22 protein-coding genes are annotated in these 24,203 nt (G+C 71.0%); 11 read left to right on the top strand and 11 right to left on the bottom strand.

Annotation, left to right across the window (positions count from 1 at the left end):
* Nucleotides 1–10: 10 nt before the first annotated feature.
* From N542_RS26195 to N542_RS0122520, 3 genes are all read right to left on the bottom strand, one after another.
* The gene (locus N542_RS26195; protein WP_231482845.1) at nucleotides 11–934 is read right to left on the bottom strand and encodes an LOG family protein; all 924 of its coding nucleotides are present in this window, start codon (nucleotides 932–934) and stop codon (nucleotides 11–13) included.
* A gap of 10 nt (nucleotides 935–944) precedes the next feature.
* A complete protein-coding gene (locus N542_RS0122525) occupies nucleotides 945–1,808 on the bottom strand; it encodes a serine protein kinase RIO (protein ID WP_028645857.1) in 864 nt (287 codons plus the stop codon).
* A 167-nt stretch (nucleotides 1,809–1,975) separates the two neighbouring features.
* Nucleotides 1,976–3,316: a rhodanese-like domain-containing protein gene (locus tag N542_RS0122520; protein ID WP_028645856.1), complete on the bottom strand. Its 1,341-nt coding sequence runs from the start codon at nucleotides 3,314–3,316 to the stop codon at nucleotides 1,976–1,978.
* A 110-nt stretch (nucleotides 3,317–3,426) separates the two neighbouring features.
* Between N542_RS0122520 and N542_RS26190 the strand changes: the two genes are divergently transcribed.
* Entirely contained in the window at nucleotides 3,427–4,893 is a 1,467-nt protein-coding gene (locus tag N542_RS26190; protein WP_051552284.1) for a M1 family metallopeptidase, read from the top strand.
* 14 nt (nucleotides 4,894–4,907) lie between these two features.
* On the opposite strand, the gene ddaH is transcribed toward N542_RS26190, so the two are convergent.
* Genes ddaH through N542_RS0122500 form a run of 3 tightly spaced genes read right to left on the bottom strand, consistent with a single transcriptional unit; the run spans nucleotide 4,908 to nucleotide 7,535 of the window.
* Nucleotides 4,908–5,684 (bottom strand): dimethylargininase, encoded by a 777-nt coding sequence (gene ddaH / locus N542_RS0122510; protein WP_028645855.1) that lies wholly within the window; start codon nucleotides 5,682–5,684, stop codon nucleotides 4,908–4,910.
* A gap of 4 nt (nucleotides 5,685–5,688) precedes the next feature.
* Nucleotides 5,689–7,077 carry an NAD(P)/FAD-dependent oxidoreductase gene (locus N542_RS0122505; RefSeq protein WP_028645854.1) on the bottom strand — a complete coding sequence of 463 codons (1,389 nt, stop codon included), beginning with the start codon at nucleotides 7,075–7,077 and terminating at the stop codon, nucleotides 5,689–5,691.
* Nucleotides 7,062–7,535 (bottom strand): Lrp/AsnC family transcriptional regulator, encoded by a 474-nt coding sequence (locus tag N542_RS0122500; RefSeq protein ID WP_028645853.1) that lies wholly within the window; start codon nucleotides 7,533–7,535, stop codon nucleotides 7,062–7,064. Before N542_RS0122500 ends, N542_RS0122505 begins: the two co-directional genes overlap by 16 nt.
* 187 nt (nucleotides 7,536–7,722) lie before the next feature.
* On the opposite strand from N542_RS0122500, the gene N542_RS0122495 reads away from it, so the two are divergent.
* Genes N542_RS0122495 through N542_RS0122480 form a run of 4 tightly spaced genes read left to right on the top strand, consistent with a single transcriptional unit; the run spans nucleotide 7,723 to nucleotide 11,777 of the window.
* Nucleotides 7,723–8,922, top strand: coding sequence for a polyamine ABC transporter substrate-binding protein (locus N542_RS0122495; protein ID WP_231482842.1), 1,200 nt, complete (start codon nucleotides 7,723–7,725; stop codon nucleotides 8,920–8,922).
* Nucleotides 8,906–10,069: an ABC transporter ATP-binding protein gene (locus N542_RS0122490; RefSeq protein ID WP_051552282.1), complete on the top strand. Its 1,164-nt coding sequence runs from the start codon at nucleotides 8,906–8,908 to the stop codon at nucleotides 10,067–10,069. The genes N542_RS0122495 and N542_RS0122490 overlap by 17 nt, the downstream gene beginning before the upstream one ends.
* Nucleotides 10,069–10,980 carry an ABC transporter permease gene (locus N542_RS0122485; RefSeq protein WP_028645850.1) on the top strand — a complete coding sequence of 304 codons (912 nt, stop codon included), beginning with the start codon at nucleotides 10,069–10,071 and terminating at the stop codon, nucleotides 10,978–10,980. The genes N542_RS0122490 and N542_RS0122485 overlap by 1 nt, the downstream gene beginning before the upstream one ends.
* Complete coding sequence (locus tag N542_RS0122480; protein ID WP_028645849.1) at nucleotides 10,980–11,777, top strand: ABC transporter permease; 798 nt, start codon at nucleotides 10,980–10,982, stop codon at nucleotides 11,775–11,777. Before N542_RS0122485 ends, N542_RS0122480 begins: the two co-directional genes overlap by 1 nt.
* Nucleotides 11,778–11,831: 54 nt before the next feature.
* Here the strand turns inward: N542_RS0122480 and N542_RS26185 are convergent, their stop codons facing one another.
* Entirely contained in the window at nucleotides 11,832–12,770 is a 939-nt protein-coding gene (locus tag N542_RS26185) for a hypothetical protein (RefSeq protein WP_051552281.1), read from the bottom strand.
* Nucleotides 12,771–12,890: 120 nt separating this feature from the next.
* On the bottom strand, nucleotides 12,891–14,279 hold the full coding sequence (locus tag N542_RS0122470) for an aspartate aminotransferase family protein (protein WP_028645848.1): 1,389 nt from the start codon (nucleotides 14,277–14,279) through the stop codon (nucleotides 12,891–12,893).
* A 92-nt stretch (nucleotides 14,280–14,371) separates the two neighbouring features.
* Between N542_RS0122470 and speB the strand changes: the two genes are divergently transcribed.
* Together speB and N542_RS26180 are read left to right on the top strand one after the other, a co-directional pair.
* Entirely contained in the window at nucleotides 14,372–15,373 is a 1,002-nt protein-coding gene (gene speB / locus N542_RS0122465; RefSeq protein WP_028645847.1) for an agmatinase, read from the top strand.
* Nucleotides 15,373–16,989, top strand: a complete 1,617-nt coding sequence (locus N542_RS26180; protein WP_036509456.1) for an amidohydrolase — start codon at nucleotides 15,373–15,375, stop codon at nucleotides 16,987–16,989. Before speB ends, N542_RS26180 begins: the two co-directional genes overlap by 1 nt.
* Here N542_RS26180 and N542_RS0122455 read toward each other — a convergent pair.
* Complete coding sequence (locus tag N542_RS0122455) at nucleotides 16,974–17,384, bottom strand: bleomycin resistance protein (RefSeq protein WP_028645846.1); 411 nt, start codon at nucleotides 17,382–17,384, stop codon at nucleotides 16,974–16,976. The two genes, N542_RS26180 and N542_RS0122455, sit on opposite strands and share 16 nt — an antisense overlap.
* Nucleotides 17,385–17,493: 109 nt before the next feature.
* Here N542_RS0122455 and N542_RS0122450 point away from each other — a divergent pair, with 109 nt between their 5' ends.
* Together N542_RS0122450 and N542_RS0122445 are read left to right on the top strand one after the other, a co-directional pair.
* On the top strand, nucleotides 17,494–18,927 hold the full coding sequence (locus tag N542_RS0122450; RefSeq protein WP_028645845.1) for a gamma-aminobutyraldehyde dehydrogenase: 1,434 nt from the start codon (nucleotides 17,494–17,496) through the stop codon (nucleotides 18,925–18,927).
* 176 nt (nucleotides 18,928–19,103) lie between these two features.
* The gene (locus N542_RS0122445; protein WP_028645844.1) at nucleotides 19,104–20,312 is read left to right on the top strand and encodes a saccharopine dehydrogenase family protein; all 1,209 of its coding nucleotides are present in this window, start codon (nucleotides 19,104–19,106) and stop codon (nucleotides 20,310–20,312) included.
* A 6-nt stretch (nucleotides 20,313–20,318) separates the two neighbouring features.
* Here the strand turns inward: N542_RS0122445 and N542_RS26175 are convergent, their stop codons facing one another.
* Together N542_RS26175 and N542_RS26170 are read right to left on the bottom strand one after the other, a co-directional pair.
* Complete coding sequence (locus tag N542_RS26175; RefSeq protein WP_051552279.1) at nucleotides 20,319–21,020, bottom strand: cache domain-containing protein; 702 nt, start codon at nucleotides 21,018–21,020, stop codon at nucleotides 20,319–20,321.
* Nucleotides 21,017–21,787, bottom strand: coding sequence for a FadR/GntR family transcriptional regulator (locus tag N542_RS26170; RefSeq protein ID WP_036509452.1), 771 nt, complete (start codon nucleotides 21,785–21,787; stop codon nucleotides 21,017–21,019). Before N542_RS26170 ends, N542_RS26175 begins: the two co-directional genes overlap by 4 nt.
* A gap of 124 nt (nucleotides 21,788–21,911) precedes the next feature.
* Between N542_RS26170 and N542_RS0122430 the strand changes: the two genes are divergently transcribed.
* Nucleotides 21,912–22,976, top strand: coding sequence for an ABC transporter ATP-binding protein (locus N542_RS0122430; protein WP_028645843.1), 1,065 nt, complete (start codon nucleotides 21,912–21,914; stop codon nucleotides 22,974–22,976).
* Complete coding sequence (locus N542_RS0122425) at nucleotides 22,973–24,196, top strand: ABC transporter substrate-binding protein (RefSeq protein ID WP_028645842.1); 1,224 nt, start codon at nucleotides 22,973–22,975, stop codon at nucleotides 24,194–24,196. The genes N542_RS0122430 and N542_RS0122425 overlap by 4 nt, the downstream gene beginning before the upstream one ends.
* The last annotated feature ends 7 nt before the right edge of the window (nucleotides 24,197–24,203 follow it).

Below are 24,203 nucleotides of genomic sequence, written 5' to 3'. Positions count from 1 at the left end.
TGACGCGGCCTCAGCCGCGGTGGGCGATCACGCCCACGGCCTCGTCGAGCGTCTCGACGAGGTGCACGTGCTGCTCCATCGCCCGACCGCGGGCAAGCGTCCGCAGCAGCGGCCAGGCCGGCAGCTCGTCGGTCCAGTACGCCGTGCCGACGAGCACCATCGGCGCCACCGACCCCTCGGTCGCGTAGTAGTTCTCGCACGCGTCCTGGAAGATCTCCTGCACAGTGCCGCCGACCCCGGGCAGGAAGACGATGCCGCTGTCGCACACCTCCAGCAGGGTCGCCTCGCGGGTGGAGTTGCGGAAGTACTTCGCGATCGCGGTCGCGAAGACGTTGGGCGGCTCGTGCCCGTAGTGCCAGGTCGGGATGCCCAGGGTGTCGTGGTCGGCGGGGAGCCGGGCGAGCACGTCGAAGGCGCCGTGCACCCAGGGGTCGACCGACGGGTGGTAGGACGGCACCTCGGCCAGCTGCGCGAGCGCGGAGGCGAGGTCGTCGGCCCGGCCGGCGTACCTCGCGCCGAGGTTGGCCGCCTCCATCGCCCCCGGTCCGCCGCCGGTCGCCACCACGAGGTCGGTCCCGAGCGCCGCGCCGAGCCGGGCGGCGTCGGCGTACGCCGGCTGGCCCCGCTCGAGCCGGTGCCCGCCCATCACCCCGACGAGGTGCCGGCCCCCGATCCAGGTGTCGAGGGCGAGGTCGACCGCGTGGTCGTGGAGCGCCCGCGCCAGCGCCGCCCGCCGGCTCCGCGGAGCGCGCGACCAGGCGTAGGCGCGCGCGTCCAGCGAGGCGTCGTACGCCTCGGTGTCGTAGAGCTCCCGGGCGGTGTAGAGCGAGCCGCGGTCGGTGTCGATCGGGACCCCCGGGTGCTCGGACATCCACTGCTCGAGCTGACGGACGACCTCGGCCGGCTCCCCTCGGACGACTCCCGGCTTCTTCACGACAGCGACTCTAGAACGCGTGCGCCATCAGCTCCGCGAAGAGCTCCCCACCGTCGACCTCGAGCCCCCGCGACTGGAACCAGGTGCAGATGTTGGTGCAGTCGCGCAGCAGGAAGTCCAGACCGGCTGTGTTGCCCACCAGGTCGACGATCTGCGGCAGGTCGATGATCACCAAGCGGTCGTCGGCCGCCAGGATGTTGTACGCCGACAGGTCGCCGTGGACGATCCCGTGGGCGACCATCGTGGCGAGGGCGTCGCGCAGCTGGTCGAAGTACGACGCGAGCAGCACGGGCTCCGGACGGGTCTGGGCGAGTCGGGGCGCCGTCTCGCCGTCCGCGCAGGTGATCCACTCCATCAGGATCTCGGTGCCGTCGATCTGCACGGGGTAGGGGACCGGCAGTCCCAGCTCCCAGCAGCGCTTGAGGGCGTCCCACTCGGAGTTCGCCCACTCCCCGCTGGCGACGATCTTGCCGAAGGTGCTCTTGCGCTTGAGGGCGCGCTCGTCGCGAGAGCGCTTCATGCTGCGGCCCTCGGTGTACGCCGCGGCGCGGTGGAAGGTGCGGTGCTCGTTGCTGCGGTAGCGCTTGGCCACCATCACGACCGACTCGCCGGGACCGTCGGTGCCGGGGACGGCGCGCTCGAGCAGGAAGGCGTCGGCCTCCTTGCCGGTCTTGAGGATGCCGAGCTCGGTGTCGACCGCGGCCTGGGAGGTCACGACCCAGTCGGGGCGGGGCTCGGGGCCGCGCGAGAGCGGTTCGACGGCGAGCCAGGTGGACCAGCGCTGGCCGTCGGGGAGGTCGTCGTACGCCTCGAAGTCGAAGACGAAGGACGGGTCGAGATCAGAGAGGTCGTGCGTGGGTTCGGGAGAGGACATCGCTGTGGGTGCTCCGGAGGTGAGAGGGGAGATGGTCTGCGGACAGGCCAAGGACAGTCATGGACATGTCACGCTCCTCTCGCTCGGGCACACCGGTCGCTCCGGTCGCTCGGGGCAACTGTGACGGCCGCAGGTGGGCGGCCGCAACCGAATTAGCCCGAGCTGGCTCAGGCGGCGGCCGTCGTCGGGACGGCGAGCCCGGCAACCAGGTCCCAGCTGTCGTCGACGTGCACGACGCTGCGACCGGCGCGGTGCAGCAGGCTCGCCGCGATGCCCGCGCGGTAGCCCGAGCGGCAGTGCGCCCACAGCTCGCCGGCAGGCAGGCCGACCACCCCGCGCTCGATCTCGTGCACGGGCAGGTGCACGGCCTCGGGCAGGTGCCCGGCGTCGTACTCGTCGCGCTCGCGGACGTCGACGACGACGCGCGGGCCGACGTGCTCGCGGAAGCCCGCCCAGTCCGTACGACGCAGCGTCGCGGGCAGCGACTCGTCTGCCCGGATGCCGTGGATGCCGGGGCCGTCGATGCCGATCCCCGCGAGGTCGTGCAGCGCGGCCCCGACGTCGTCGGCGGTGTCGTAGAGGAGGACCAGGTCGTCGGCCCCGGGCACCAGCCACCCGACGTACGTCGCGAACTGGGCGGAGTACTCGACGCTGACCGAGCCGGGCACGTGGCCCCGGGCGAACGACGCGCGCGGGCGCAGGTCGACGACCCAGCGCCGGGCCAGGATCGCGTCGGCGACCTCGTCGCGGGTGACGGCGCGACCGGGCCGCGGCCGCGCACGGCCGGCCCCGGTCCGGTTGAGCGGTGCCATCCGGCCGTAGTACGACGGGATCGCGCCGAACCCCGCGACGAGCTCGTCGACGAATCGGTCGCGGTCCAGCAGCAGAGCGGGGTTGACCGCCAGCTCGCCGCCGATGGTCCCGTCGGTCTCCGCCGACGTCCGGCTGCCGGCGCAGAGGCTGCCGAAGCCGTGCGTCGGGCGCAGGCGGGTGGCCGGGTCGAGCCCCCCGATGAGCCGCGCGCTGGCCCACTGGGCGCGGGCCAGGTCGTGCTGCAGGCGTGGGTCGACGAGGTCGGTGCGGCCGACCGTGCCGTGCAGCAGGCTGCCACCGCTGAAGACCGCAGCCGGCTCGGACCCGCGCCGGTCCCGGACGGAGAAGGCCTGGTGATGGCGCGTGTGCCCGGGGGTCGCGAGCACGCTCACGTCGAGCGAGCCCACGGTGAGGACGTCGCCGCCGCGGACCCCGACCCGCTCGAACGTCACGGACTCGTCCGCCGCGAGCAGGTAGTCCGCGCCGTGCCGGCGCGCGAGGGCCAGCGCGCCGGACAGGTAGTCGTTGTGCAGGTGGGTGTCGGCGACGGTCGAGATCTCCACGCCGGCCGCCTCGGCGGCCGCCTCGACCGGCGCGATGTCGCGCGGCGGATCGACGACCAGGGCGTAGCGGCCGTCGTGGACGAGGTGGGTGTGGTTGCCCAGCTCGGGGATCTCTAACGTGAGGACCTGCATGGGTGGCTCCGTCGTTCCGAGTCGAGGTCGACCAAAGTATAGTTAGTCACTTGAGTTATAGCACGATCGACGGTGGCGGTCGGCGGGACACCGTCGGGTACCTTGCCGGGGTGCCACGTCCCCGCCTGTCCGCAGCCACCGTCGTCGCGGGCCTCGCGCTGACCCTGACGGTCGGCCTGACGGTCGGTTGGGTGGGCGGTGCCGACGCCGGCCCCGCCGCGGACCGCACGAGCCCCTCGAGCCGTCCGGCCGGGTCGGCCGGCATCGGCGACCCGTACTTCCCCCACGACGGCAACGGCGGGATCGACGTCGTCTCCTACGACGTGCACGACCGCTACGGCTTCCAGCGGCGCCGACTCTCCGGGTGGACCGAGCTGCGGATCCGCGGCACCGCGGAGATCTCCCGCTTCAACCTCGACCTCCTGCTGCCCGTCCGGGGCGTCCGCGTCGACGGGCACGCCGTCCGGTTCTCCCACCGTGGCCACGAGCTCACGATCAGGCGCGGGCTGCACCGGGGCGAGGTCGTCACGGTGCTGGTCCGCTACGCCGGGGAGCCGTCCCGCTATTCGTACGCCGGGGAGAGCAACTGGCTCGCCTCCGCGGACGAGGTCGTGTCGATGAACCAGCCGCACATGGCGCCCTGGTGGTTCCCGGCCAACGACCACCCGCTCGACAAGGCCCGCATCCGGGTGAGCATCACGGTCCCGCAGCAGTACGACGTCGTCTCCAACGGGCGCCGGCTGCACCGCAAGGCCCACGGCTCGTGGGCGACGACCACGTGGCGCGCGGACGAGCCGATGGTGCCGTACCTCGCGTTCTTCGCCGCCGGCCACTTCCAGATCGACCACGGCGTCAGCGACGGCCGCCGCTGGCTGGTCGCGGTCTCGCAGGCGCTGCCGACCGCTACGCGTCCCGAGGCCATGCGCCTGCTGCGCGAGACGCCGATCATCACCCGCTGGCTCGAGACCCAGCTCGGCGACTACCCGTTCTCGACCGTCGGCGGGCTGGTCACCAGCCTCGACGCCGGCTTCGCGCTCGAGAACCAGACGCGGCCGACGTACGCGCCGGGAGGCGTCAACCGGACGACGCTGGTGCACGAGCTCGCCCACCAGTGGTTCGGCGACTCCGTGGCCGTGCACCACTGGAGCGACATCTGGCTCAACGAGGGCGCCGCCACCTTCATGGAGTGGCGCTACGACGAGACGCACGGCGGTACGACGGCGGCGCGGATGCTGCGCGAGAGCTATGACGGCGCCGACGCCGACGACGCGCTCTGGGACGGCCGCGTCGCGTCGCCGTGCCCGTCCCACCGCAGCTGCGTGGACCGCATCTTCGCCGACTTCGTCTACCAGCGGGGAGCGATGACGCTCCAGGCGTTGCGCCAGCGGATCGGCGGCGCCGACTTCGCACGCCTGCTGCGCCGGTGGCTGGTCGAGCGCGAGGGTGGCAACGGCTCGACCGCGCAGTTCGAGTCGTTGGCGGAGAAGGTGAGCGGCGAGGACCTCGGCGGGTTCTTCGCTGCCTGGCTGCACTCGTCGTCGAAGCCCGCGGACACCGCGGCCAACGGCCTCGGCTAGCCGCCTCAGCCGCCTCAGCCGCGCAGGCGGACCGACAGGCAGGTCACGCAGCCCTCGAGCTTCTCGAACTCGGACATGTCGACCGCCACGACCCGCAGGCCCCGCTCCTCGAAGAGCGCCCGGCTCAGCGGCGCACTGGTCGCCATCAGCACCGCCGACTCGTCGAGCACCACCACGTGCGAGCCGCCCTCCTCGGGCACGGGCAGGAAGCGGTCCCACACGGTCGGGTCGTCCACCAGCGGCGCGAAGCCCACGACGGTGCCGTCCGGCAGCGCGGTGACCGCCGACTTCAGGTGCAGCACCAGCGAGATCGGCACCCGGACGACGTCGGCCCCCAACGGGGCGAGGTGGGCGGCGAGCTGGTCGGCGCCGGCCTCGTTGGTCCGGCCGCCGAGCCCGACCCACACCGTGTCGCCGTGCTTGAGCACGTCGCCGCCGTCGAGGGTGCCCGGCGCCTCGATGCGGGCGATCCGGTAGCCGAGGCCGGCCAGCGTCGTCTCGGTCGCCGCGATCTCCGGCTTGCGCTTGTCGGCCCCGGGCCGGCTGATCACCGCGAGGTCGTGCAGCACGACGACGGTGTCCTCGACGAAGACCGCGTCCGGGCAGTCGTCGGCCGCCGGCACCTCGATCGTCTCCCAGCCCTCGGCCCGCAGCGCCTCGACGTACCCCTCCCACTGACGTCGGGCGAGCTCGAGGTCCACGGGGACCCGCTCGAGGTGGGTGAGCAGGCCGTCGTCGAGGCGGGGGCCGGGCCGACGGACGAGGGCGCGTCTGGTCGTGGGGGAGGTCATGACCTCATCCCAGCAGAGGAGCGACCGCCCGCGCCACGAGGCTCGGCATCCGGGTCAGGGACTCCTCGGCGTCGGCGACGGTCATCGCCCGCAGGCCGGCGTTGATCCCGAGCCACCGCCACGGCTCGCGCTCCCACGCGGGGGAGCGGTGGCCGACCCACGGCAGCCGGGTCAGCTCGGTGTCGCGCCCGAGGACCAGGTCGCGCAGGGTGCGACCGGCGAGGTTCGTCGTGCTGACCCCGTCGCCGACGTAGCCACCGGCCCAGCCGAGCCCGGTCTCGCGGTCGAGGCCGACCGAGGCGCACCAGTCCCGCGGGATGCCGAGGGCGCCGCCCCACGCATGCGTCACCCGGGTGCCGGCGAGCATCGGGAAGAGGTCGACCAGGGTCGCGTAGAGCCGCGCGAACACCCTCTCGTCGTGGTCGTACTCCGGCTTGATCCGCGAGCCCAAGTGGTACGGCGCGCCGCGACCGCCGAACACCAGCCGGTCGTCGGCGGAGCGCTGGCCGTAGACGATCAGGTGGCGGTGGTCGGTGAACGTCTCGCGCCGGGCGAGCCCGATCTCGTCCCAGAGCTCCGGCGGCAGCGGCTCGGTCGCGATGATGAGCGAGTAGACCGGCACCAGCGCACGGCGCTGGCCGGCCAGGGTCGCGGTGTAGCCCTCGGTCGCGCGCAGCACCGTCCGGGCCGTCACCGTGCCGTGCTCGGTGCGCGCGAGCCGCGGCTCGATCGCGGTGACCCGGGTCCGCTCGTGGATGGTCACGCCGCGTCGTTCGACCGCGTCCGCCAGGCCCCGGACCAGGCGCGCGGGGTGCAGGGCCGCGCAGTCCGGGGTGTACGTCGCGCCGCGGGTGCGGCTGGCCCGCAGCACCGCGGTCGCCTCCTCCCGGCCGAGCAGGCGCACGTCGTCCTCGCCGCGGCCCCAGGCGCGGGCGTCGGCGACCTCGGCCCTGGCCCGCGACCACTGCGCCCGGCTGCGGGCCACCGTGATCGTGCCGCCCTTGCTCACCTGGGCGTCGATGCCCTCGGCCGACGCGACCCGGGTCACCTCGTCGACGGTCTCGCGCATGGCGCGGTGCTGGGCGAGGGCGGCCTCGCGGTCGGCGTACCCCTGCAGCGTGGGGAGGGAGGCGGGGAAGAGTGCCGAGCACCAGCCGCCGTTGCGCCCGGACGCGCCGTAGCCGGCGGTCTCGGCCTCCAGCACGACGACGCGCAGCTCCGGGTCCGCCTCGGCCAGGTAGTGCGCGGTCCACAGGCCGGTGAGCCCGGCACCGACGATCGCCACGTCGGCCTCGACGTCACCGTCGAGCTGTGGCCGCGGCGTCCAGTCGGTCTCGACGGTGTCGTGCCACAACGAGAGTCGTTCGTAGTGGGGGTTCAGCGGACGCCCCACGAGTAGGTCTGCTTGCGCAGGCTGAGGTACATGAAGGTCTCGGTCCCGGCGACGCCCTCCACGGCTCTGATCTGGCCGGAGATCAGCTCGAGCAGGTGCTCGTCGCTCTCGCAGACGACCTCGACGAGGAGGTCGAAGGAGCCGGCGGTGACGACGACGTAGTCGACCTCGTCGAGCTCCGCGATCTTGTCGGCCACCGGCTCCAGGGGGCCGGAGACCCGGACCCCGACCATCGCCTGGCGGGCGAACCCGAGCTCGAGCGGGTCGGTCACGGCGACCACCTGCATCACGCCGGACTCGATCAGCCGCTGGACCCGCTGCCGCACGGCCGCCTCGGAGAGGCCGACCACCTTGCCGATGGCGGCGTAGGAGCGCCGACCGTCCTGTTGGAGCTGCTCGATGATCGCCTTGGACACGTCATCGAGGGGCTGCGAGCTGCGGCCGGACTTTCGGGTCATGCGGGCATGTTTCCTCAGCGGACGGCTGCGGTCAAAGGTCTCCACGGGTGTCGTGGCGAGAATCGCGGCCATGGGTCGCTCACAAGCGATTTCGTTGCGAGGATGTTTCGTCTCGACGGTATCGCTTGTCGGGCGTCCTTTCGCATGGCACGATCCGATGCGTCGAGCAGGTTCGAAGGGAGTCCGCATGGTGCAGGGACCCACCGGAGGTGGTCGCGGCGGGATGTCTCGTCGCGGATTGCTCAAGGTCGGAGGTGGCGCGGCGTTCGCCGGCGTCAGCATCGCGGCGCTCAAGCTGCCGTTCTTCTCCACCGACGGGGTGGTGCAGGACCCGGCGAGCTGTCGTGCCGAGGACCTCTCCGCCACGCAGCGGAAGCTGGTCGTCTCCAACTGGCCGCAGTACATCGACGAGTCCGACGACGGCTCGCCCACGACGCTGACGAACTTCGAGAAGCGGACCGGGATCAAGGTCAGCTACAACGACGACGTCAACGACAACGCGGAGTTCTACGCGAAGGTCCGCAACCAGCTCGGCGGCTGCGAGCCGATCAAGCGCGACATCATGGTGCTCACCGACTGGATGGCGGCGCGGATGATCAGCCTCGGCTGGGTCCAGCCGATGGACCCGAAGAAGGTCCCCAACGTCGAGAAGAACCTGATCGACCCGCTGCGCAACCGGCAGTGGGACCCGGACCAGACCTACCACGCCCCGTGGCAGACCGGTCTGACCGGCATCGCGTACAACTCCGCGAAGATCAAAGAGGTCAAGAGCTTCGAGGACCTGCTCACCCGCTCGGACCTGAAGGGCCGCGTCACCCTGCTGTCGGAGATGCGCGACACGATGGGGTTCATGCTCAAGGTGGTCGGAGCCGACCCCGGCAAGTTCACCGACGCCGAGTGGGGCAACGCCATCGACCGGCTCCAGAAGGTCGTCCGGTCCGGTCAGATCCGCGCCTTCACCGGCAACGAGTACACCCAGGACCTCGCGGCCGGCAACATCCTGGCGTGCGAGGCCTGGTCGGGCGACGTCATCCAGCTGCAGTTCGACAACCCCGACATCAAGTTCGTCACGCCGGAGGAGGGGCTGTCGCTGTGGAGCGACAACATGCTCGTCCCCAACCTCTCGGCCCACCAGTCGAACGCCGAGGAGTGGGTCAACTACTACTACGAGCCCGAGGTCGCGGCGCAACTCGCGGCCTGGGTCAACTACATCTGTCCGGTCAAGGGCGCCCAGCAGGAGATGGAGAAGATCGACCCGTCGCTCGTCGACAACAAGCTGATCTTCCCCGACGACAAGATGCTCGAGACGACGTTCGACTTCATGCCGCTCGACGACAAGCAGACCACCACGTACGAAGGAGACTGGGCCAATGTCACAGGTGGCTGAGACGGCGACGCCGACCGAGGACGACGCGACGTACGACGGGCTGAGGCTGCGAGGCGTCACCAAGTCCTTCGGGTCGTTCAACGCGGTCACCGACCTCGACCTCGACATCCCGCGGGGCTCGTTCTTCGCGCTGCTGGGTCCGTCGGGCTGCGGCAAGACCACGACCCTGCGCATGGTCGCGGGTCTGGAGACCCCGACGGCCGGCACGATCACCCTCGCGGGCCAGGACATCACCTACGCGCGGCCCTACCGACGCCCGGTCAACACGGTCTTCCAGAACTACGCGCTCTTCCCGCACCTCGACATCTTCGAGAACGTCGCGTTCGGCCTGAAGCGCCGCAAGGTCAAGGGCATCGAGGAGAAGGTCCGGGAGATGCTCGACCTGGTCGAGCTCGACACCCAGGCCCGCAAGCGCCCGGCCCAGCTCTCCGGTGGGCAGCAGCAGCGCGTCGCGCTGGCGCGAGCGCTCATCAACGAGCCGGAGGTGCTGCTGCTCGACGAGCCGCTCGGCGCCCTCGACCTCAAGCTGCGACGCGCCATGCAGATCGAGCTCAAGCGGATCCAGACCGACGTCGGCCTGACCTTCGTGCACGTCACCCACGACCAGGAGGAGGCCATGACCATGGCCGACACCGTCGCGGTGATGAACCTGGGCGTCATCGAGCAGATGGGGGCGCCGCAGGACCTGTACGAGAACCCGGAGACGACGTTCGTCGCCAACTTCCTGGGTCAGTCCAACCTGATCGAGGGCGCGATCAAGAGCCGCAGCGCGGACATCGTGGTCGCCGACATGAACGGCATCGACGTGTCGATCCCGGCCGGACGCTCCCACACCGACGGCGACCGCGGCTGGATCGGGATCCGCCCCGAGAAGGTCCTGATCGGCGACCCCGGCGAGCAGCTCGACGCCCCGGGCAACTCGGTCCCGGGCGGCGTCGTGACCGACGTCAGCTTCGTCGGCGTGAGCACGCAGTACCTCGTGCGGATGCCGTGGGGCCAGGAGCTGCAGGTCTTCCAGCAGAACACCGGCCACCGGCGGCTCTACCGCACCGGTGAGTCGGTCGACCTCTCGTGGCGTCCCGAGTACGCCTTCCTGCTCGACATCAGCCAGGACGCCTCGGCCGGCGCGGACCAGGTCGACGACTGATGACGAGCACCGCCGGCACCGCGCCCGTCGCCGTGACCGATGTCGCCCCACCGGCCGACAACGGCCGCAGCCGAGGGCCGGGCGCGTACCTCCTGATCATCCCGGGGCTCGCCTGGCTCCTGCTCTTCTTCGTCATCCCGTTCTACTCGCTGGTCGCGACCAGCCTGTACGACCCGTCGGGCTCCGACCTGCGCGGCTACGACATGACCTACCACGTCGCCAACTACTGGACGGCGCTGTCGGACTACTGGGGCCCGTTGCTCAGGTCGCTGCTGTACGGCGCGATCGCGACGCTGTTCTGCCTCGTGCTGGGCTACGTCCTGGCGTACACGATCGCCTTCAAGGTCGGCCGCTGGAAGAACCTGATGCTGGTGCTGGTGATCGCACCGTTCTTCACCAGCTTCCTGCTGCGGACCCTGTCGTGGAAGCTGATCCTGGCCGACGACGGGTACGTCGTGGACCTGCTCCAGACGCTGCACCTGCTCGGTGACGACGGCCGTCTGCTCGCCACCCCGTTCGCGGTCGTGGCCGGTCTGACGTACAACTTCCTGCCGTTCATGGTGCTGCCGCTCTTCGCCAGCATCGACAAGATCGACCACCGGCTGATCGAGGCCTCCAGCGACCTCTACGCGAACTCCTTCGTCGGGTTCTGGAAGGTCACCTGGCCGCTGTCCCTGCCCGGCGTGGTGTCCGGGACGCTGCTGACCTTCATCCCCGCGGTCGGCGACTACATCAACCAGACCCTGCTCGGCACGCCCAACCAGCGGATGATCGGCACCGTCATCCAGAGCCAGTTCACCGACGCGAACAACTATCCGATCGCCGCGGCGCTCTCGATGATGCTGATGGTCCTGATCCTGGTGATGGTCCTGTTCTACGTCCGCAAGGCCGGGACGGAGGAGCTGCTCTGATGATGTGGCTGCGCAGGAACATCGTGCTGATCCTCGGACTGCTGGTCCTCGTCTACACCTTCATCCCGATCTTCGTGGTCGTGCTGATGAGCTTCAACGACCCGTCGAGCCGCAACGTCTACCGCTTCGACGGCTTCACCCTCGACAACTGGACGAACTTCTGCGGGCCCGCGGGCATGTGCGACGCGCTCTGGAAGAGCGTCCAGATCGGCTTCCTGGCGACGCTGGTGGCCACGATCCTGGGCACGCTGGCCGCCTTCGCCCTGGTGCGCTGGGACTTCGCCTTCCGCTCCTCGACGAACCTGCTGATCTTCCTGCCGATGGCGGCGCCCGAGATCGTGCTCGGCTCCTCGCTGCTGGCGTTGTTCGTCTCCGCGGGGTTCGCCGGTCAACTCGGCTTCTGGACGATCCTGGTCGCCCACATCATGTTCTGCCTGTCGTTCGTCGTGGTGACCGTGCGCTCGCGGCTCGCCGGCATGAGCGACACGCTCGAACAGGCGGCGATGGACCTCTATGCGACACCGCAGCAGACGTTCTGGCGGGTCACCTTCCCGCTCGTCTTCCCCGGCATCCTCGGTGCCGCGCTGCTCAGCTTCTCGCTGTCCTTCGACGACTTCATCATCACCAACCTCAACGCCGGCACCGAGACGACCTTCCCGATGTACGTCTGGGGTGCCGCGCAGCGCGGTGTGCCGATGCAGGTCAACGCGGTCGGCACGCTGATGTTCGTGGTCTCCGTGGTGATCGTGGTCGGCGGCGAGCTCAACAACCGCCGTCGCCAGCGCGCCCTGGCGTAGGGGAGAGATGCCGAGTCGGCGCCAGATTGCAGGCGAGTCGGCGCCACATTGCAGTCAGAGCAGGTAGGTCGGGCGCAGGCCGAGCCGAGCCCGGCACGCGTCGTACGCGGTCCGCAGCCGGTGCTCGACCTCCTGCTGAGGTCCGAAGACGTGGTGCTTGCGGAAGACCTCGAGGTGCCAGCCGCGGGTCCGACTCAGCCACTCCCGTCGTACGTCGTCGTGCTCCGTCCGGTCCGCGGCGTGCCACTGCGCGCCGTCGTACTCGCCACCGAACAGCAGGTCCTCCAGGCCCATGTCGAGGCGGGCCACCTCCCGGCCGTCGACGAGGACCGGGATCTGGGTCTGCGGCCGGGGAAGCCCGGCGTCGTGCCAGCGCCGACGTACGGCGGTCTCCCCGAACGACTCCGACCCACCGTCGGCGAGCGGCGCGAGGACGCGTAGCGCCACGACCCCACGCCGCCGGTTGAACCGGGGGACCTCCGCCAGCAGCTGCTCGTGGCGGAAGGTCCCGAGGCTGAGCATCGCGTCCATCCCGTGCAGCTTGAGGTCGGCGGTGCGCTGCAGCCGGCCGAGGTCCAGGGCGGTCCGCAGCGGTGTGGTGACGGGCAGGCCGGCGATGGACATCAGGTCCCGCGGCGCCATCTCCCGCTCGCCGCTGTCGACCAGCTTGTTGCGGAGCCGACCGCCGTCGCTGGGCCGGAAGCACGAGATCGGGGGCACCGAGAGGTGCTCGTTCGGTGCGAGGGCACGGTCTCCGGCGTGGAGCCAGGCCGCAGTCCGGTCGCAGACGAACGCGTCCTCAGGCAGGACGAGGGTCAGCGCCCGGCAGCGGAGCTCGATGCTGTCGGTGATCGTCGCGGGCACGTAGACGTCCCGCACCGGGTGGCGCAGCACGCCGTACGCGACGAGGCGGAACAGCGTGGCCGGATCCAGCCCGAGGTCGCGAGCCATCGCGCAGGTGAACGGGTGGTCGGGCAGGGCGGGCGTCTCCATGCGGAGACCCCTGCCCGCTCGGCGCGCACCACAGCGCCGGTCCACCACTTCTGTGGATAACCGGGCTGCCCGATGCAATCTGGCGCCGACTCGGCTGCAAACTGGCGCCGGCTCGGCGGGCTACAGGAGGGTGGCGGCCTTGTCGAGCACGGTGCGCAGGATCTGCTCCATCTCGTCGAAGTGGGCCTGGTCGCAGATGAGCGGGGGAGAGAGCTGGATGACCGGGTCGCCCCGGTCGTCGGCGCGGCAGTAGAGGCCCTCGTCGTACAGCGCCTTGGAGAGGAAGCCGCGCAGCAGCTTCTCGGACTCCTCCTCGTTGAAGGTCTCCCGGGTGCCCTTGTCCTTGACGAGCTCGATCCCGTAGAAGTACCCGTCGCCACGGACGTCGCCGACGATGGGCAGGTCGAGCAGCCGCTCGAGCGTGGCGCGGAAGGCGCCCTCGTTGTCGCGGACGTGCTCGAGGATGTGCTCCTGCTCGAAAATGTCGAAGTTCGCCATCGCGACCGCGGTCGAGACAGGGTGCCCCCCGAAGGTGAAGCCGTGGGCGAAGGACTCGCTGCCGTGCAGGAACGGCTCCATCAGCCGGTCCGAGGCGATCATCGCGCCGAGCGGGGCGTAGCCGGAGGTGATGCCCTTGGCCGAGGTGATGATGTCGGGCTGGTAGCCGTAGCGCTCGGCGCCGAACATGTGTCCGAGCCGGCCGTAGGCGCAGATGACCTCGTCGGAGACCAGGAGCACGTCGTACTCGTCGCAGATCTCGCGGACCCGGTCGAAGTAGCCGGGCGGGGGCGGGAAGCAGCCGCCGGCGTTCTGCACGGGCTCGAGGAAGACGGCGGCGACCGTGTCGGGGCCCTCGTTCTCGATCGCGACCGCGATCTGGTCGGCCGCCCAGCGACCGAACGCCTCCGGGTCGGAGCCGTCGAGGAATCCACCGGTCGCCTCGGAGGCGCGGTAGAGGTTGGTGTTCGGCACCCGGAAGGTCGAGGGGACCAGCGGCTCGAACTGCTGCTTGAGCGGCGGCAGGCCGGTGATCGACAGGGCGCCCTGGGTGGTGCCGTGGTAGGCGATGGAGCGGCTGATGACCTTGTGCTTCATCGGCTTGCCGGTCAGCTTGAAGTAGTTCTTGGCCAGCTTCCACGCCGACTCGACGGCCTCGCCGCCACCGGTGGTGAAGAAGACCCGGTTGAGGTCGCCGGGGGCGTAGCCGGCGATCCGCTCGGCGAGCAGGATCGCGTTGGGGTGCGCGTAGGACCACAGGGGGTGGAAGGCCAGCTCCTTGGCCTGCGCGGCCGCGGCGTCGGCGAGCTCCGTGCGCCCGTGGCCGAGCTGGGAGACGAAGAGGCCGCCCAGGCCGTCGAGGTAGCGCTTGCCCTGGGCGTCGTAGATGTAGGCGCCCTCGCCGCGCACGATGATCGGCACGTCCGAGGTGTCGTAGGTCGAGTGCCGGGTGAAGTGCATCCACAGGTGGTCCTTGGCGGCCCGCTGCAGGTGGTCGTAGTCGTGCTCCATGCCCCCATGGTGCGCGGTCCACCACGTGAGAAGCAAGTGAATCCGTCGCTGAAGCGTGTGATTTCTCCGGAATCCGTTGTAGAAATGGGTGCATGACCCGGTACGGACCGCAGTTCGGCCCCGACATCACCTTCCTCGGCGTCGACCGCGTCGACCTCGACGACGCCGCCTCGCTCGGCGCCGCCGACGTGGTCGTCGTCGGCGCGCCGTTCGACGGGGGTACGTCGCACCGCCCGGGCACCCGGTTCGGCCCGATGGCGATCCGGCAGACCGACTACCTGCCGCACGACGGCTCGCGGCCCCACCTGGCGCTGCGCGTCGATGCGCTGCAGGACCTGCGGGTCGTCGACGCCGGCGACGTCGAGATGCCGCCGGGGGAGATCGAGCGCTCGCTGCGCGCCCTCGAGGACGCCGTCTTCGCGGTCGCCAGCGCGGGCGCGGTCCCGCTCGTCCTGGGCGGCGACCACTCGATCGCCCTGGCCGACGCCACCGGGGTGGCCCGGCACCACGGGTACGGCAAGGTCTCGATGATCCACTTCGACGCGCACGCGGACACCGGCGACATCGAGTTCGGCTCGCTCTACGGCCACGGTCAGCCGATGCGCCGCCTGATCGAGTCCGGGGCCCTGCGCGGCGACCGGTTCCTCCAGATGGGGCTGCGCGGCTACTGGCCAGGACCCGAGACGCTGGGCTGGATGGCCGAGCAGCGGATGCGCTCCTACGAGATGACCGAGATCGGCAAGCGCGGGCTGGAGTCCTGCCTCGACGAGGCCTTCGAGATCGCGCTCGACGAGTGCGACGCCGTCTTCCTCTCCGTCGACATCGACGTCTGCGACCCGGGCCACGCGCCCGGCACGGGCACCCCGGAGCCCGGCGGTCTCTCGTCGCGGCAGCTGCTCGACGCCGTACGACGGATCTGCCTGGAGCTGCCCGTCGCCGGCATCGACGTGGTCGAGGTGTCCCCGCCGTACGACCACGCCGAGATCACCGCCTTTCTCGCCAACCGGGTCTGCCTCGAGGCGCTCTCCGGCCTGGCGGCTCGCCGGCACGGGATCTCCCACGACCCGGCGGGTCCGCTGCTGGAAGGTCGTTGATGGCCACCCTCTTCACCAACGGCGCGCTCTTCGACGGGCACCGCTACGTCGGCGCGGGGGAGGTGCTGGTCGACTCCGGTCGGATCGTGTCCGTGCAGGTCGGTCCCGAGACGGGGACCGCTCGGACCTCGACCGACCCGGACGTGGTGGACCTCGACGGCGGACTGCTCTCGCCCGGCTTCGTCGACGCGCACGTGCACGCGGTGCAGGGCGGTCTCGAGCGCACCCGCTGCGACCTGACCGAGGGCGAGACCCGCGACGACTACCTCCGGATCATCCGGGAGCACGCCGACGCCCACCCCGACCGGCCCTGGATCCTCGGCGGCGGCTGGGCGATGTCGGCGTTCCCCGGCGGCACGCCCACGGCGGCCGACCTCGACGCCGTCGTGCCCGACCGGCCCGTCTTCCTGCCCAACCGCGACCACCACGGCGCGTGGGTCAACTCCCGTGCGCTGGAGATCGCCGGCATCGACCGGCACACGCCCGACCCCGCCGACGGCCGCTTCGAGCGCGACGCCGACGGGCGCCCGACCGGCACGCTGCACGAGGGTGCGATGCACGCGGTCGCGGCCCTCACCCCGCAGACCACGGACGACGAGTACTACGCGGCCCTCCTCGAGGGTCAGCGCTACCTCCACTCGTACGGCGTGACCGGGTGGCAGGACGCCATCGTCGGCTCGTACGCCGGCATGGACGACCCCGGGCCGACGTACCTCCGCGCGGCCCGGGAGGGCGACCTGTCCGCCCACGTCGTCGGCGCGCTGTGGTGGGACCGCACCCGGGGTGAGGAGCAGATCGCCGACCTGGTCGCCCGCCGGGAGGCGTACACGCACGGGCAGTTCCGGGCCACCAGCGTGAAGATCATGCAGGACGGCGTGGCCGAGAACTTCACGGCCGCCCTGGTCGAGCCCTACCTCGACCGCTGCGGCCACGCGACCACCAACAGCGGTCACTCGTTCGTCGACCCCGAGGCCTTGCGGCGCTACGTCGGGCTGCTCGACGCGGTCGGCTTCCAGGTGCACGTGCACGCCATCGGCGACCGCGGCGCGCGCGAGGCGCTGGACGCCTTCGAGGGCACCGATCCCGAGCGGCGTCACCACGTCGCGCACCTGCAGCTCGTGCACCCCGACGACGTACGACGCTTCGCCGGCCTCGGCGTCGCCGCCAACCTCCAGATGCTCTGGGCCTGCCTCGACGACCAGATGGTCGAGCTGACGCTGCCGTTCCTCGGGGCGGAGCGGGCGACGTGGCAGTACCCGTTCGGCGACCTCGAGCGCGCCGGCGCCCGGCTGGTCGCGGGCAGCGACTGGCCGGTCAGCACGCCCAACCCGCTCGAGGCCATCCACGTCGCCGTCAACCGGATCGAGCACGGCGACGCCGGGAGCCGTCGGTTCCTGCCGGAGCAGGCGATCGCGCTCGAGAGCGCCTTCGCGGCGTACACCTCCGGCTCGGCGTGGATCAACCACCGCGACAACGCGGGAGCGCTGCGACCCGGTGCGACCGCGGACCTCGTGGTGCTCGACCGCGACCCGTTCGCGGGCTCGGCCGACGACATCGGTGCGACCGCGGTGGTGTCGACCTGGGTCGACGGGAGCGCCGTCTACCGCCAGAGGTAGAAGGTGAGCAGGTTGCCGTCGAGGTCGAGGACGTGGAACTCGCGGGTGCCGTAGTCGGTCTCCTGCGGACCGCCGCCGCTCTCGGTGTGCAGGACCCGGGCCCCGGCCATCTCGGCGTACAGCTCGTCGATCCCGTCCACCTGGATCCGGCAGCTGGCGGTGCCGGCGATGAAGGTCTCCGCGCCGCTGACCACCGGGCGCGCGGCCAGGTCGTCGCGGCCCTGCCACGAGCTGTCGCCGGCCTGCCACAGGTGCACCTGGGCGTCGTCGCGCAGCAGCACGCTGAAGGTGCCGTCGGTGTGCCCGACGCCGAAGCCGAGACGCTCGGCGTAGAACGTCGTCGCCGCACGGACGTCGCGACACGGGAGGGCGGGGATCGTGGTGGTCAGCCGCATGCGGCCATGGTGCCGGGTTCGCCGCCTGAAACGCACGATTCAACGAATTCCGTCTGCCGAAGCCCTCCAGCCCTACAGATTCCGTTGCGACGACACTAGGCTCGCCGTCATGGCCGACAAGACCTTCACCAACGTCGTCAACGGAGAGCTCGTCGAGAGCGTGTCGGGGGAGACCTACGACATCATCGACCCGACCACGGGCGAGGTGTACGCCCAGGCGCCGCGGTCCGGCGCCGAGGACGTGGACCGGGCGTACGCCGCGGCCGCCTCGGCGTTCGAGACCTGGGGCAGCACCACCCCGCAGGACCGCTCCAACGCGCTGCTCAAGATCGCCGACGCGATCGAGGCGCGCGCCGAGGAGTTCAACGCCGTCGAGTCGCTGGACACCGGCAAGCCGCTCGGCCTGACCATGTCCGAGGAGATGCCGTACGCCTGGGACCACTTCCGCTTCTTCGCCGGCGCCGCGCGCGTGCTCGAGGGCAAGTCGGCGGGGGAGTACATGGCCGACCACACCTCGTGGGTCCGCCGCGAGCCGGTGGGTGTCGTCGGGCAGGTCACGCCGTGGAACTACCCGCTGCTGATGATGATCTGGAAGATCGCCCCGGCGCTCGCCGGCGGCAACACGATCGTGCTCAAGCCCAGCGACACGACGCCCGCCAGCTCCACGCTGCTGGCCGAGCTCGCCCAGGAGTTCCTGCCGCCGGGCGTGCTGAACGTCGTCTGCGGGGACCGCGACACCGGTCGCGCCCTGGTCGAGCACCGGACCCCGCAGATGGTCGCGATCACCGGCTCGGTCCGGGCCGGCATGGAGGTCGCGACCTCGGCTGCTCGCGACCTCAAGCGGGTCCACCTCGAGCTCGGCGGCAAGGCTCCCGTCATCGTCTTCGACGACGCGGACATCGAGAAGGCGGCCGAGGGCATCGCCGGCGCCGGTCTCTTCAACGGCGGCCAGGACTGCACGGCGGCCACCCGCGTGCTCGCCGGCGCCGGGATCTACGACGACTTCGTGGCCGCGCTCGCCGAGGCGGCGAAGGGGATGCCGACCGGCCTGCCCGACAACGACGACACTTACTACGGCCCGCTCAACAACCAGGCGCAGCTCGACCGCGTCTCCGCCATGGTCGACCGGCTGCCCGACCACGCCCACCTCGAGACCGGCGGCGTGCGCCAGGGCGAGCGCGGCTACTTCTACGAGCCGACCGTCCTCTCCGGGCTGCGCCAGGAGGACGAGCAGATCCAGTCCGAGATCTTCGGCCCGGTGATGACCGTCCAGAAGTTCGGTGACGAGGCGGAGGCGCTGCGCTGGGCCAACGGGGTCGAGTACGGCCTGTCCTCCAGCGTCTGGACCAAGGACCACGGGCGGGCGATGCGGATGTCGAAGGGCCTCGACTTCGGCGTCGTCTGGATCAACACCCACATCCCCTTCATCTCCGAGATGCCGCACGGTGGCTTCAAGCACTCCGGCTACGGCAAGGACCTGTCCATGTACGGCCTCGAGGACTACACCCGGATCAAGCACGTCATGTCCTACATCGGGGAGTGACGCCACCGGCGGTCTCGAGGCTCGGGCCTGGCGGCCCTCGCACCTCGACCACCGACCTCGGTGGTCGACCCCTCGCACCTCGACCACCGACCTCGGTGGTTTCGAGGCTCGGGCCTAGCGGCCCTCGCACCTCAACCACCGACCACCGACCACCGACCACCAAGGAAAGAGACCGCATGAGGATCCTGTTGGTCGGCGCCGGCGGCGTCGGCTCGGCGTTCGCCGCCATCGCCGCACGCCGTGACTTCTTCGAGACGATCGTGGTCGCCGACTACGACGAGGCTAAGGCGGCGAAGGCGGCGGCGACCGACCAGAGGTACGCCGCGGTGCGGGTCGACGCGTCGTCGGCCGAGTCGGTCGCGGCCCTGTGCCGCGAGCACCGGATCACGCACGTGATGAACGCGGTCGACCCGGTCTTCAACATGTCGATCTTCGACGGCGCGGCGGCTGCGGGCGCCGACTACCTCGACATGGCGATGTCGCTGTCGAGGCCGCACCCGGAGGCGCCGTACGAGAAGACGGGGGTCAAGCTCGGCGACGAGCAGTTCGCCGTGGCCGACGACTGGGAGGCCGACGGTCGCCTGGCGCTGGTCGGGATCGGTGTCGAGCCCGGGCTCTCCGACGTCTTCGCGCGGTACGCCGCCGACCACCTCTTCAGCGAGATCGACGAGCTCGGCACCCGCGACGGTGCCAACCTGGTCGTGACCGACGACGACGGCAACGAGATCTTCGCGCCGTCGTTCTCGATGTGGACCACGATCGAGGAGTGCCTCAACCCGCCGGTGATCTGGGAGGACGGCGCGTGGTTCACGACGCCGCCCTTCTCCGAGCCCGAGGTCTTCGACTTCCCCGAGGGCATCGGCCCGGTCGAGTGCGTCAACGTCGAGCACGAGGAGGTGCTCCTGATGCCGCGGTGGGTGGACTGCAGGCGCGCGACCTTCAAGTACGGCCTGGGCGACGAGTTCATCAACATCCTCAAGGTGCTGCACACCCTCGGTCTCGACAGCACCGAGAAGGTCCGGGTCAAGGGCGTCGAGGTGAGCCCGCGCGACGTGGTCGCCGCGGTGCTGCCGGACCCGGCCACCGTCGGTCCGCGGATGAAGGGCAAGACCTGCGCCGGTCTCTGGGTGACCGGCACCGGCAAGGACGGCCAGCCGCGGTCGACGTACCTCTACCACGTGGTCGACAACGAGACCACGATGCGCGAGTACGGCCACCAGTGCGTGGTCTGGCAGACCGCCATCAACCCGGTCGTGGCCCTGGAGCTGCTCGCCCGCGGCACCTGGAGCGGCGCGGGGGTGCTGGGCCCGGAGGCCTTCGACGCGGTGCCGTTCCTCGACCTCCTCACCGAGTACGGCAGCCCCTGGGGCATCAAGGAGCTCTGAGGGGGGCTACGCGCCGCCGAGCACCCGGAAGGGCAGCCCCGGCAGCGCGCGCACGGCGGCGTACGTGGTGGGGTCGACCTTCTGCCCCGAGCGCAGGAGCGGGTCGGCGGCGACGACGCACCGGTCGTGGCCGTTGACCAGCACCACGTCGCCCCCACCCTGCAGCGCGCCCCGCATCAGCCGCTCGAACGTGTCGAGCCGCGTGTCGGCCCCCGCGACGCCGACCAGGTGGCCGCCGACGAGGACGGGCACCGTCGCGGTGAGCACGTACTCGTCGGTGCAGACGTAGTCGACGTAGGGCCCGGTGACGTGACGCGCCCCCGAGACCAGCGGCACCTGGAACCACTCGTGGCGGGTGTAGTCGAAGACGTGGTGGCCGATCGGCACGCCGCGCTCGGCCAGCGGCTGCTGCTCCTCGCCCTGCCACCAGGCCAGGTAGAGGTCCCGGTCCGCGAGCGACCCCGGGTTGACGACGAACCCCGCACCCACGACGGGGTACGACGCGAGCGTGCTGGCGGCCAGCGGCTCGACCAGCTCGGTCAGCGCTGCCGCCGTCACCGGCTGCCGTGGCTCGAACCGGTCACCGACCCGCTCGGCGATGATCTCGAGCGAGCCGAAGAGGGCGCCGAAGTACGCCGTGACCGCGAGGGCGCAGCGCGCCATGGAGTCCGCCAGCGTGGTCGGGAGCGTGGTCGGTGCGGTGCTCACGAGGCACTCCTCGGCAGCCGGTGGCGATCGGTGACGTCGGCCTGGGTCCGGGCCACCCGGTCCAGGGTCTCCTGCAGGTGGGTCCGGGCACCCCGGCGGGCGCCCTCCGCGTCGCCGGCCTCGATGGCCGCGATCACGCGCTCGACACCGACCAGCGTCCGGGCGCGGACCTCCGGGTCGCGAAGCGGGATGCGCACGACCATGCCGAAGTCCGCCTCCAGGCGGACCACCTCGCGGGTCACCCGGGCCGACTGGGTGAGGGAGGCGATCGACAGCCACAGCTCGGCGTCGGCGTGACGCCACGCCCCGACGTCGTCGCTCTCGTCGGCGAGCAGCCCCCGCAGCAGCGAGGCCTCCTCGGCGTCGGCGCGCTCGGCGGCGATCTCGGCGCAGCCGGCCAGCACCAGGGCGTACTGCGTGCCCCGGTCGTGCAGCTCCGCGCGCGACATCGAGGCCAGCCGCTCGGCGAGCGCCTCCTCGTCGGCGGCCGCCTCGGCGGCGACGAAGGTGCCACCGCCGCGCCCGCGGGTGGTGGTGACCAGACCCTGTCCGCGCAGCCCGGTCAGGGCCTCGCGGACGGTCACGACGGCGACCCCGAGCAGCCCTGCGAGCTCCGGCTCGCTGGGGAGCCGCTCACCCTCGATGAGGACGCCGGAGCGGATCGCCTCGGTCAGCCGCAGCTCGACCTGGCCCGCGCGGCCGACCTCGGACAGGGGAGCGAAGATCGCGCTCCGCGCCCGCCCACCGCGCCGAGGTGCGTCGGCCATCCGCCCGTCTCCTTCGCAACACAGTCGTTACCGAACAGGGCTATGCATCTAATGTCTGGTTCCATATCTTATGAGCCGTCGACTCCTGTCGAACAGTACCGCCGGACCGGACCAGAGGAGCCAGATGACGGCGACGGCCATCTCCCTGCGAGGCCTGAGCAAGCACTACGACCAGGTCCGGGCCGTGGACGACCTCGACCTGGACATCGCGGACGGCGAGTTCTTCTCGATGCTCGGCCCGTCCGGCTCCGGCAAGACCACCGTGCTGCGCCTGATCGCCGGCTTCGAGGTGCCGACCGCCGGCACGATCCTGCTCGGCGAGGACGACGTGACCACTCGCCCTCCCTTCGCGCGCGACGTCAACACCGTCTTCCAGGACTACGCGATCTTCCCGCACATGAGCGTGCTCGAGAACGTCGAGTACGGCCTGCGCGTGAAGAAGGTCGGCCGGTCCGAGCGCCGCAAGCGTGCCGAGGAGGCGCTCGCGACCGTGCGCCTGGAGGCGTACGCCGCGCGGCGGCCCCACCAGCTCTCGGGTGGTCAGCGCCAGCGCGTCGCCCTGGCGCGGGCGCTGGTCAACCGGCCCAAGGTCCTGCTGCTCGACGAGCCGCTCGGCGCGCTGGACCTCAAGCTGCGGCGCGAGATGCAGATCGAGCTGAAGCAGATCCAGCGCGAGGTCGGCATCACCTTCGTCTTCGTGACCCACGACCAGGAGGAGGCCCTGACGATGAGCGACCGCGTCGCGGTCTTCAACGAGGGCCGCATCGAGCAGCTGGCCGCGCCGGTCGACCTCTACGAGCGTCCGGCCAGCGCCTTCGTGGCGGGCTTCGTGGGCACCTTCAACCTCTTCCAGGGCGAGGCCGCCCGCGCCGTGGTCGGCGAGGCCGGCTCGTTCGTCATCCGCCCGGAGAAGGTGCGCCTCGACGCCGAGGCGCCGACGGACGTGACCGGCCTGTGCATCGCCCCGGGCGTCGTGCGCGAGGTCGTCTACCTCGGCTCCACCACGAGCACCGTGGTCGCGCTGGACGCCGGGCCCACCGTGACGGTGTCGCACCCCAACACCGACACCTCGATCGACGCCGCCCTGGAGCGGCGTGACCAACGCGTCGTGCTCACCTGGCGACGTGACCACCTGGTGCCGCTGGCCTCGTCCGAGACCGCGGCGCTTCCCGAAGAGGAGACGGCATGAGGAACATCGGCTCGAAGCGGCTCGCCGCGGTCGCGTGCGCAGGCGTGCTCGCCCTGGCCACGGCGTGCGGCACCAGCTCGGGAGGCTCGGACGGCGACAAGAAGGCCAGTGCGGACCAGGGCGGCTTCAGCGCACCCGACGTACCCATGGCGACCGCGATCGGCGACCCCGAGGGACAGGTCAACATCCTCGCGTGGCCCGGATACGCCGAGGACGGCAGCACGGACAAGACGATCGACTGGGTGACGCCGTTCGAGAAGGAGTCCGGCTGTCAGGCCAACGTGAAGTACTTCGGCACCTCCGACGAGGCCGTCCAGCTGATGAAGACCGGCGAGTACGACGTCGTCTCGGCCTCCGGCGACGCCACCCTGCGGCTGGTCGCGGCCGGGGACGTCGCCCCGGTCAACACCAAGCTGCTGAAGAACTACGCCGACATTGCGCCGTTCCTCAAGGACCAGGCGTTCAACTCCGTCGACGGCCAGATGTACGGCGTGCCGCACGGCTGGGGCGCCAACCTGCTGATGTACGACACCGAGAAGGTCAGCCCCGCGCCGACCAGCTGGAGCGCGGTCTTCGACGATGCCTCGCAGTACGCCGGTAAGGTCACGGCGTACGACTCGCCGATCTACATCGCCGACGCCGCGCTCTACCTGATGGACACCCAGCCCGACCTCGGCATCAAGGACCCGTACGCGCTGGACGAGGACCAGCTCGCGGCCGCCGTCGAGGTGCTGAAGAAGCAGAAGGAGAACGTCTCGGAGTACTGGTCGGACTACCTCAAGGAGGTCCAGGCCTTCAAGTCCGGCGACTCCGTCATCGGCACCACCTGGCAGGTGATCGCCTCGGTCGCGCAGGGCGAGGGCGCCAAGGTCGAGGCGGTCCTGCCCGACGAGGGCTCCACCGGCTGGTCGGACACCTGGATGATCGGCGCCGAGGCGAAGAACCCCAACTGCGGCTACCTCTGGATGGACTACATCACCAGCCCGAAGGCGCAGGCGGCGGTCGCGGAGTACTTCGGCGAGGCGCCGGCCAACACGCAGGCCTGCAGCCTGACCTCCGACCCGACCTTCTGCGACACCTACCACGCGGAGGACGCGGCGTACGCCGCCAAGATCCACTACTGGACGACGCCGATCGAGCAGTGCCTGGACGGTCGCACGGACGTGAAGTGCACCGACTACGGCGACTGGACGACCGCCTGGACCGAGATCAAGGGCTGATCCTGCG

The sequence above is a fragment of the Nocardioides sp. URHA0020 genome (assembly GCF_000620705.1).
GTDB lineage: Bacteria > Actinomycetota > Actinomycetes > Propionibacteriales > Nocardioidaceae > Nocardioides.
Note: the sequence above shows the minus strand (reverse complement) of the source record. Positions and strands in the feature narration are given on the sequence as shown.

Coding starts and splice junctions, on each gene's coding strand:
- N542_RS0122430 (WP_028645843.1), top strand. CDS start 21,912: ATGACGGCGACGGCCATCTCCCTGCGAGGCCTGAGCAAGCACTACGAC.
- N542_RS0122450 (WP_028645845.1), top strand. CDS start 17,494: ATGGCCGACAAGACCTTCACCAACGTCGTCAACGGAGAGCTCGTCGAG.
- N542_RS0122485 (WP_028645850.1), top strand. CDS start 10,069: ATGACGAGCACCGCCGGCACCGCGCCCGTCGCCGTGACCGATGTCGCC.
- N542_RS0122500 (WP_028645853.1), bottom strand. CDS start 7,535: ATGACCCGAAAGTCCGGCCGCAGCTCGCAGCCCCTCGATGACGTGTCC.
- N542_RS0122480 (WP_028645849.1), top strand. CDS start 10,980: ATGATGTGGCTGCGCAGGAACATCGTGCTGATCCTCGGACTGCTGGTC.
- N542_RS0122490 (WP_051552282.1), top strand. CDS start 8,906: ATGTCACAGGTGGCTGAGACGGCGACGCCGACCGAGGACGACGCGACG.
- N542_RS0122425 (WP_028645842.1), top strand. CDS start 22,973: ATGAGGAACATCGGCTCGAAGCGGCTCGCCGCGGTCGCGTGCGCAGGC.
- N542_RS0122470 (WP_028645848.1), bottom strand. CDS start 14,279: ATGGAGCACGACTACGACCACCTGCAGCGGGCCGCCAAGGACCACCTG.
- N542_RS0122525 (WP_028645857.1), bottom strand. CDS start 1,808: ATGTCCTCTCCCGAACCCACGCACGACCTCTCTGATCTCGACCCGTCC.
- N542_RS0122445 (WP_028645844.1), top strand. CDS start 19,104: ATGAGGATCCTGTTGGTCGGCGCCGGCGGCGTCGGCTCGGCGTTCGCC.
- N542_RS0122455 (WP_028645846.1), bottom strand. CDS start 17,384: ATGCGGCTGACCACCACGATCCCCGCCCTCCCGTGTCGCGACGTCCGT.
- speB (WP_028645847.1), top strand. CDS start 14,372: ATGACCCGGTACGGACCGCAGTTCGGCCCCGACATCACCTTCCTCGGC.
- N542_RS0122495 (WP_231482842.1), top strand. CDS start 7,723: ATGGTGCAGGGACCCACCGGAGGTGGTCGCGGCGGGATGTCTCGTCGC.
- ddaH (WP_028645855.1), bottom strand. CDS start 5,684: ATGACCTCCCCCACGACCAGACGCGCCCTCGTCCGTCGGCCCGGCCCC.
- N542_RS26185 (WP_051552281.1), bottom strand. CDS start 12,770: ATGGAGACGCCCGCCCTGCCCGACCACCCGTTCACCTGCGCGATGGCT.
- N542_RS0122520 (WP_028645856.1), bottom strand. CDS start 3,316: ATGCAGGTCCTCACGTTAGAGATCCCCGAGCTGGGCAACCACACCCAC.
- N542_RS26170 (WP_036509452.1), bottom strand. CDS start 21,787: ATGGCCGACGCACCTCGGCGCGGTGGGCGGGCGCGGAGCGCGATCTTC.
- N542_RS26180 (WP_036509456.1), top strand. CDS start 15,373: ATGGCCACCCTCTTCACCAACGGCGCGCTCTTCGACGGGCACCGCTAC.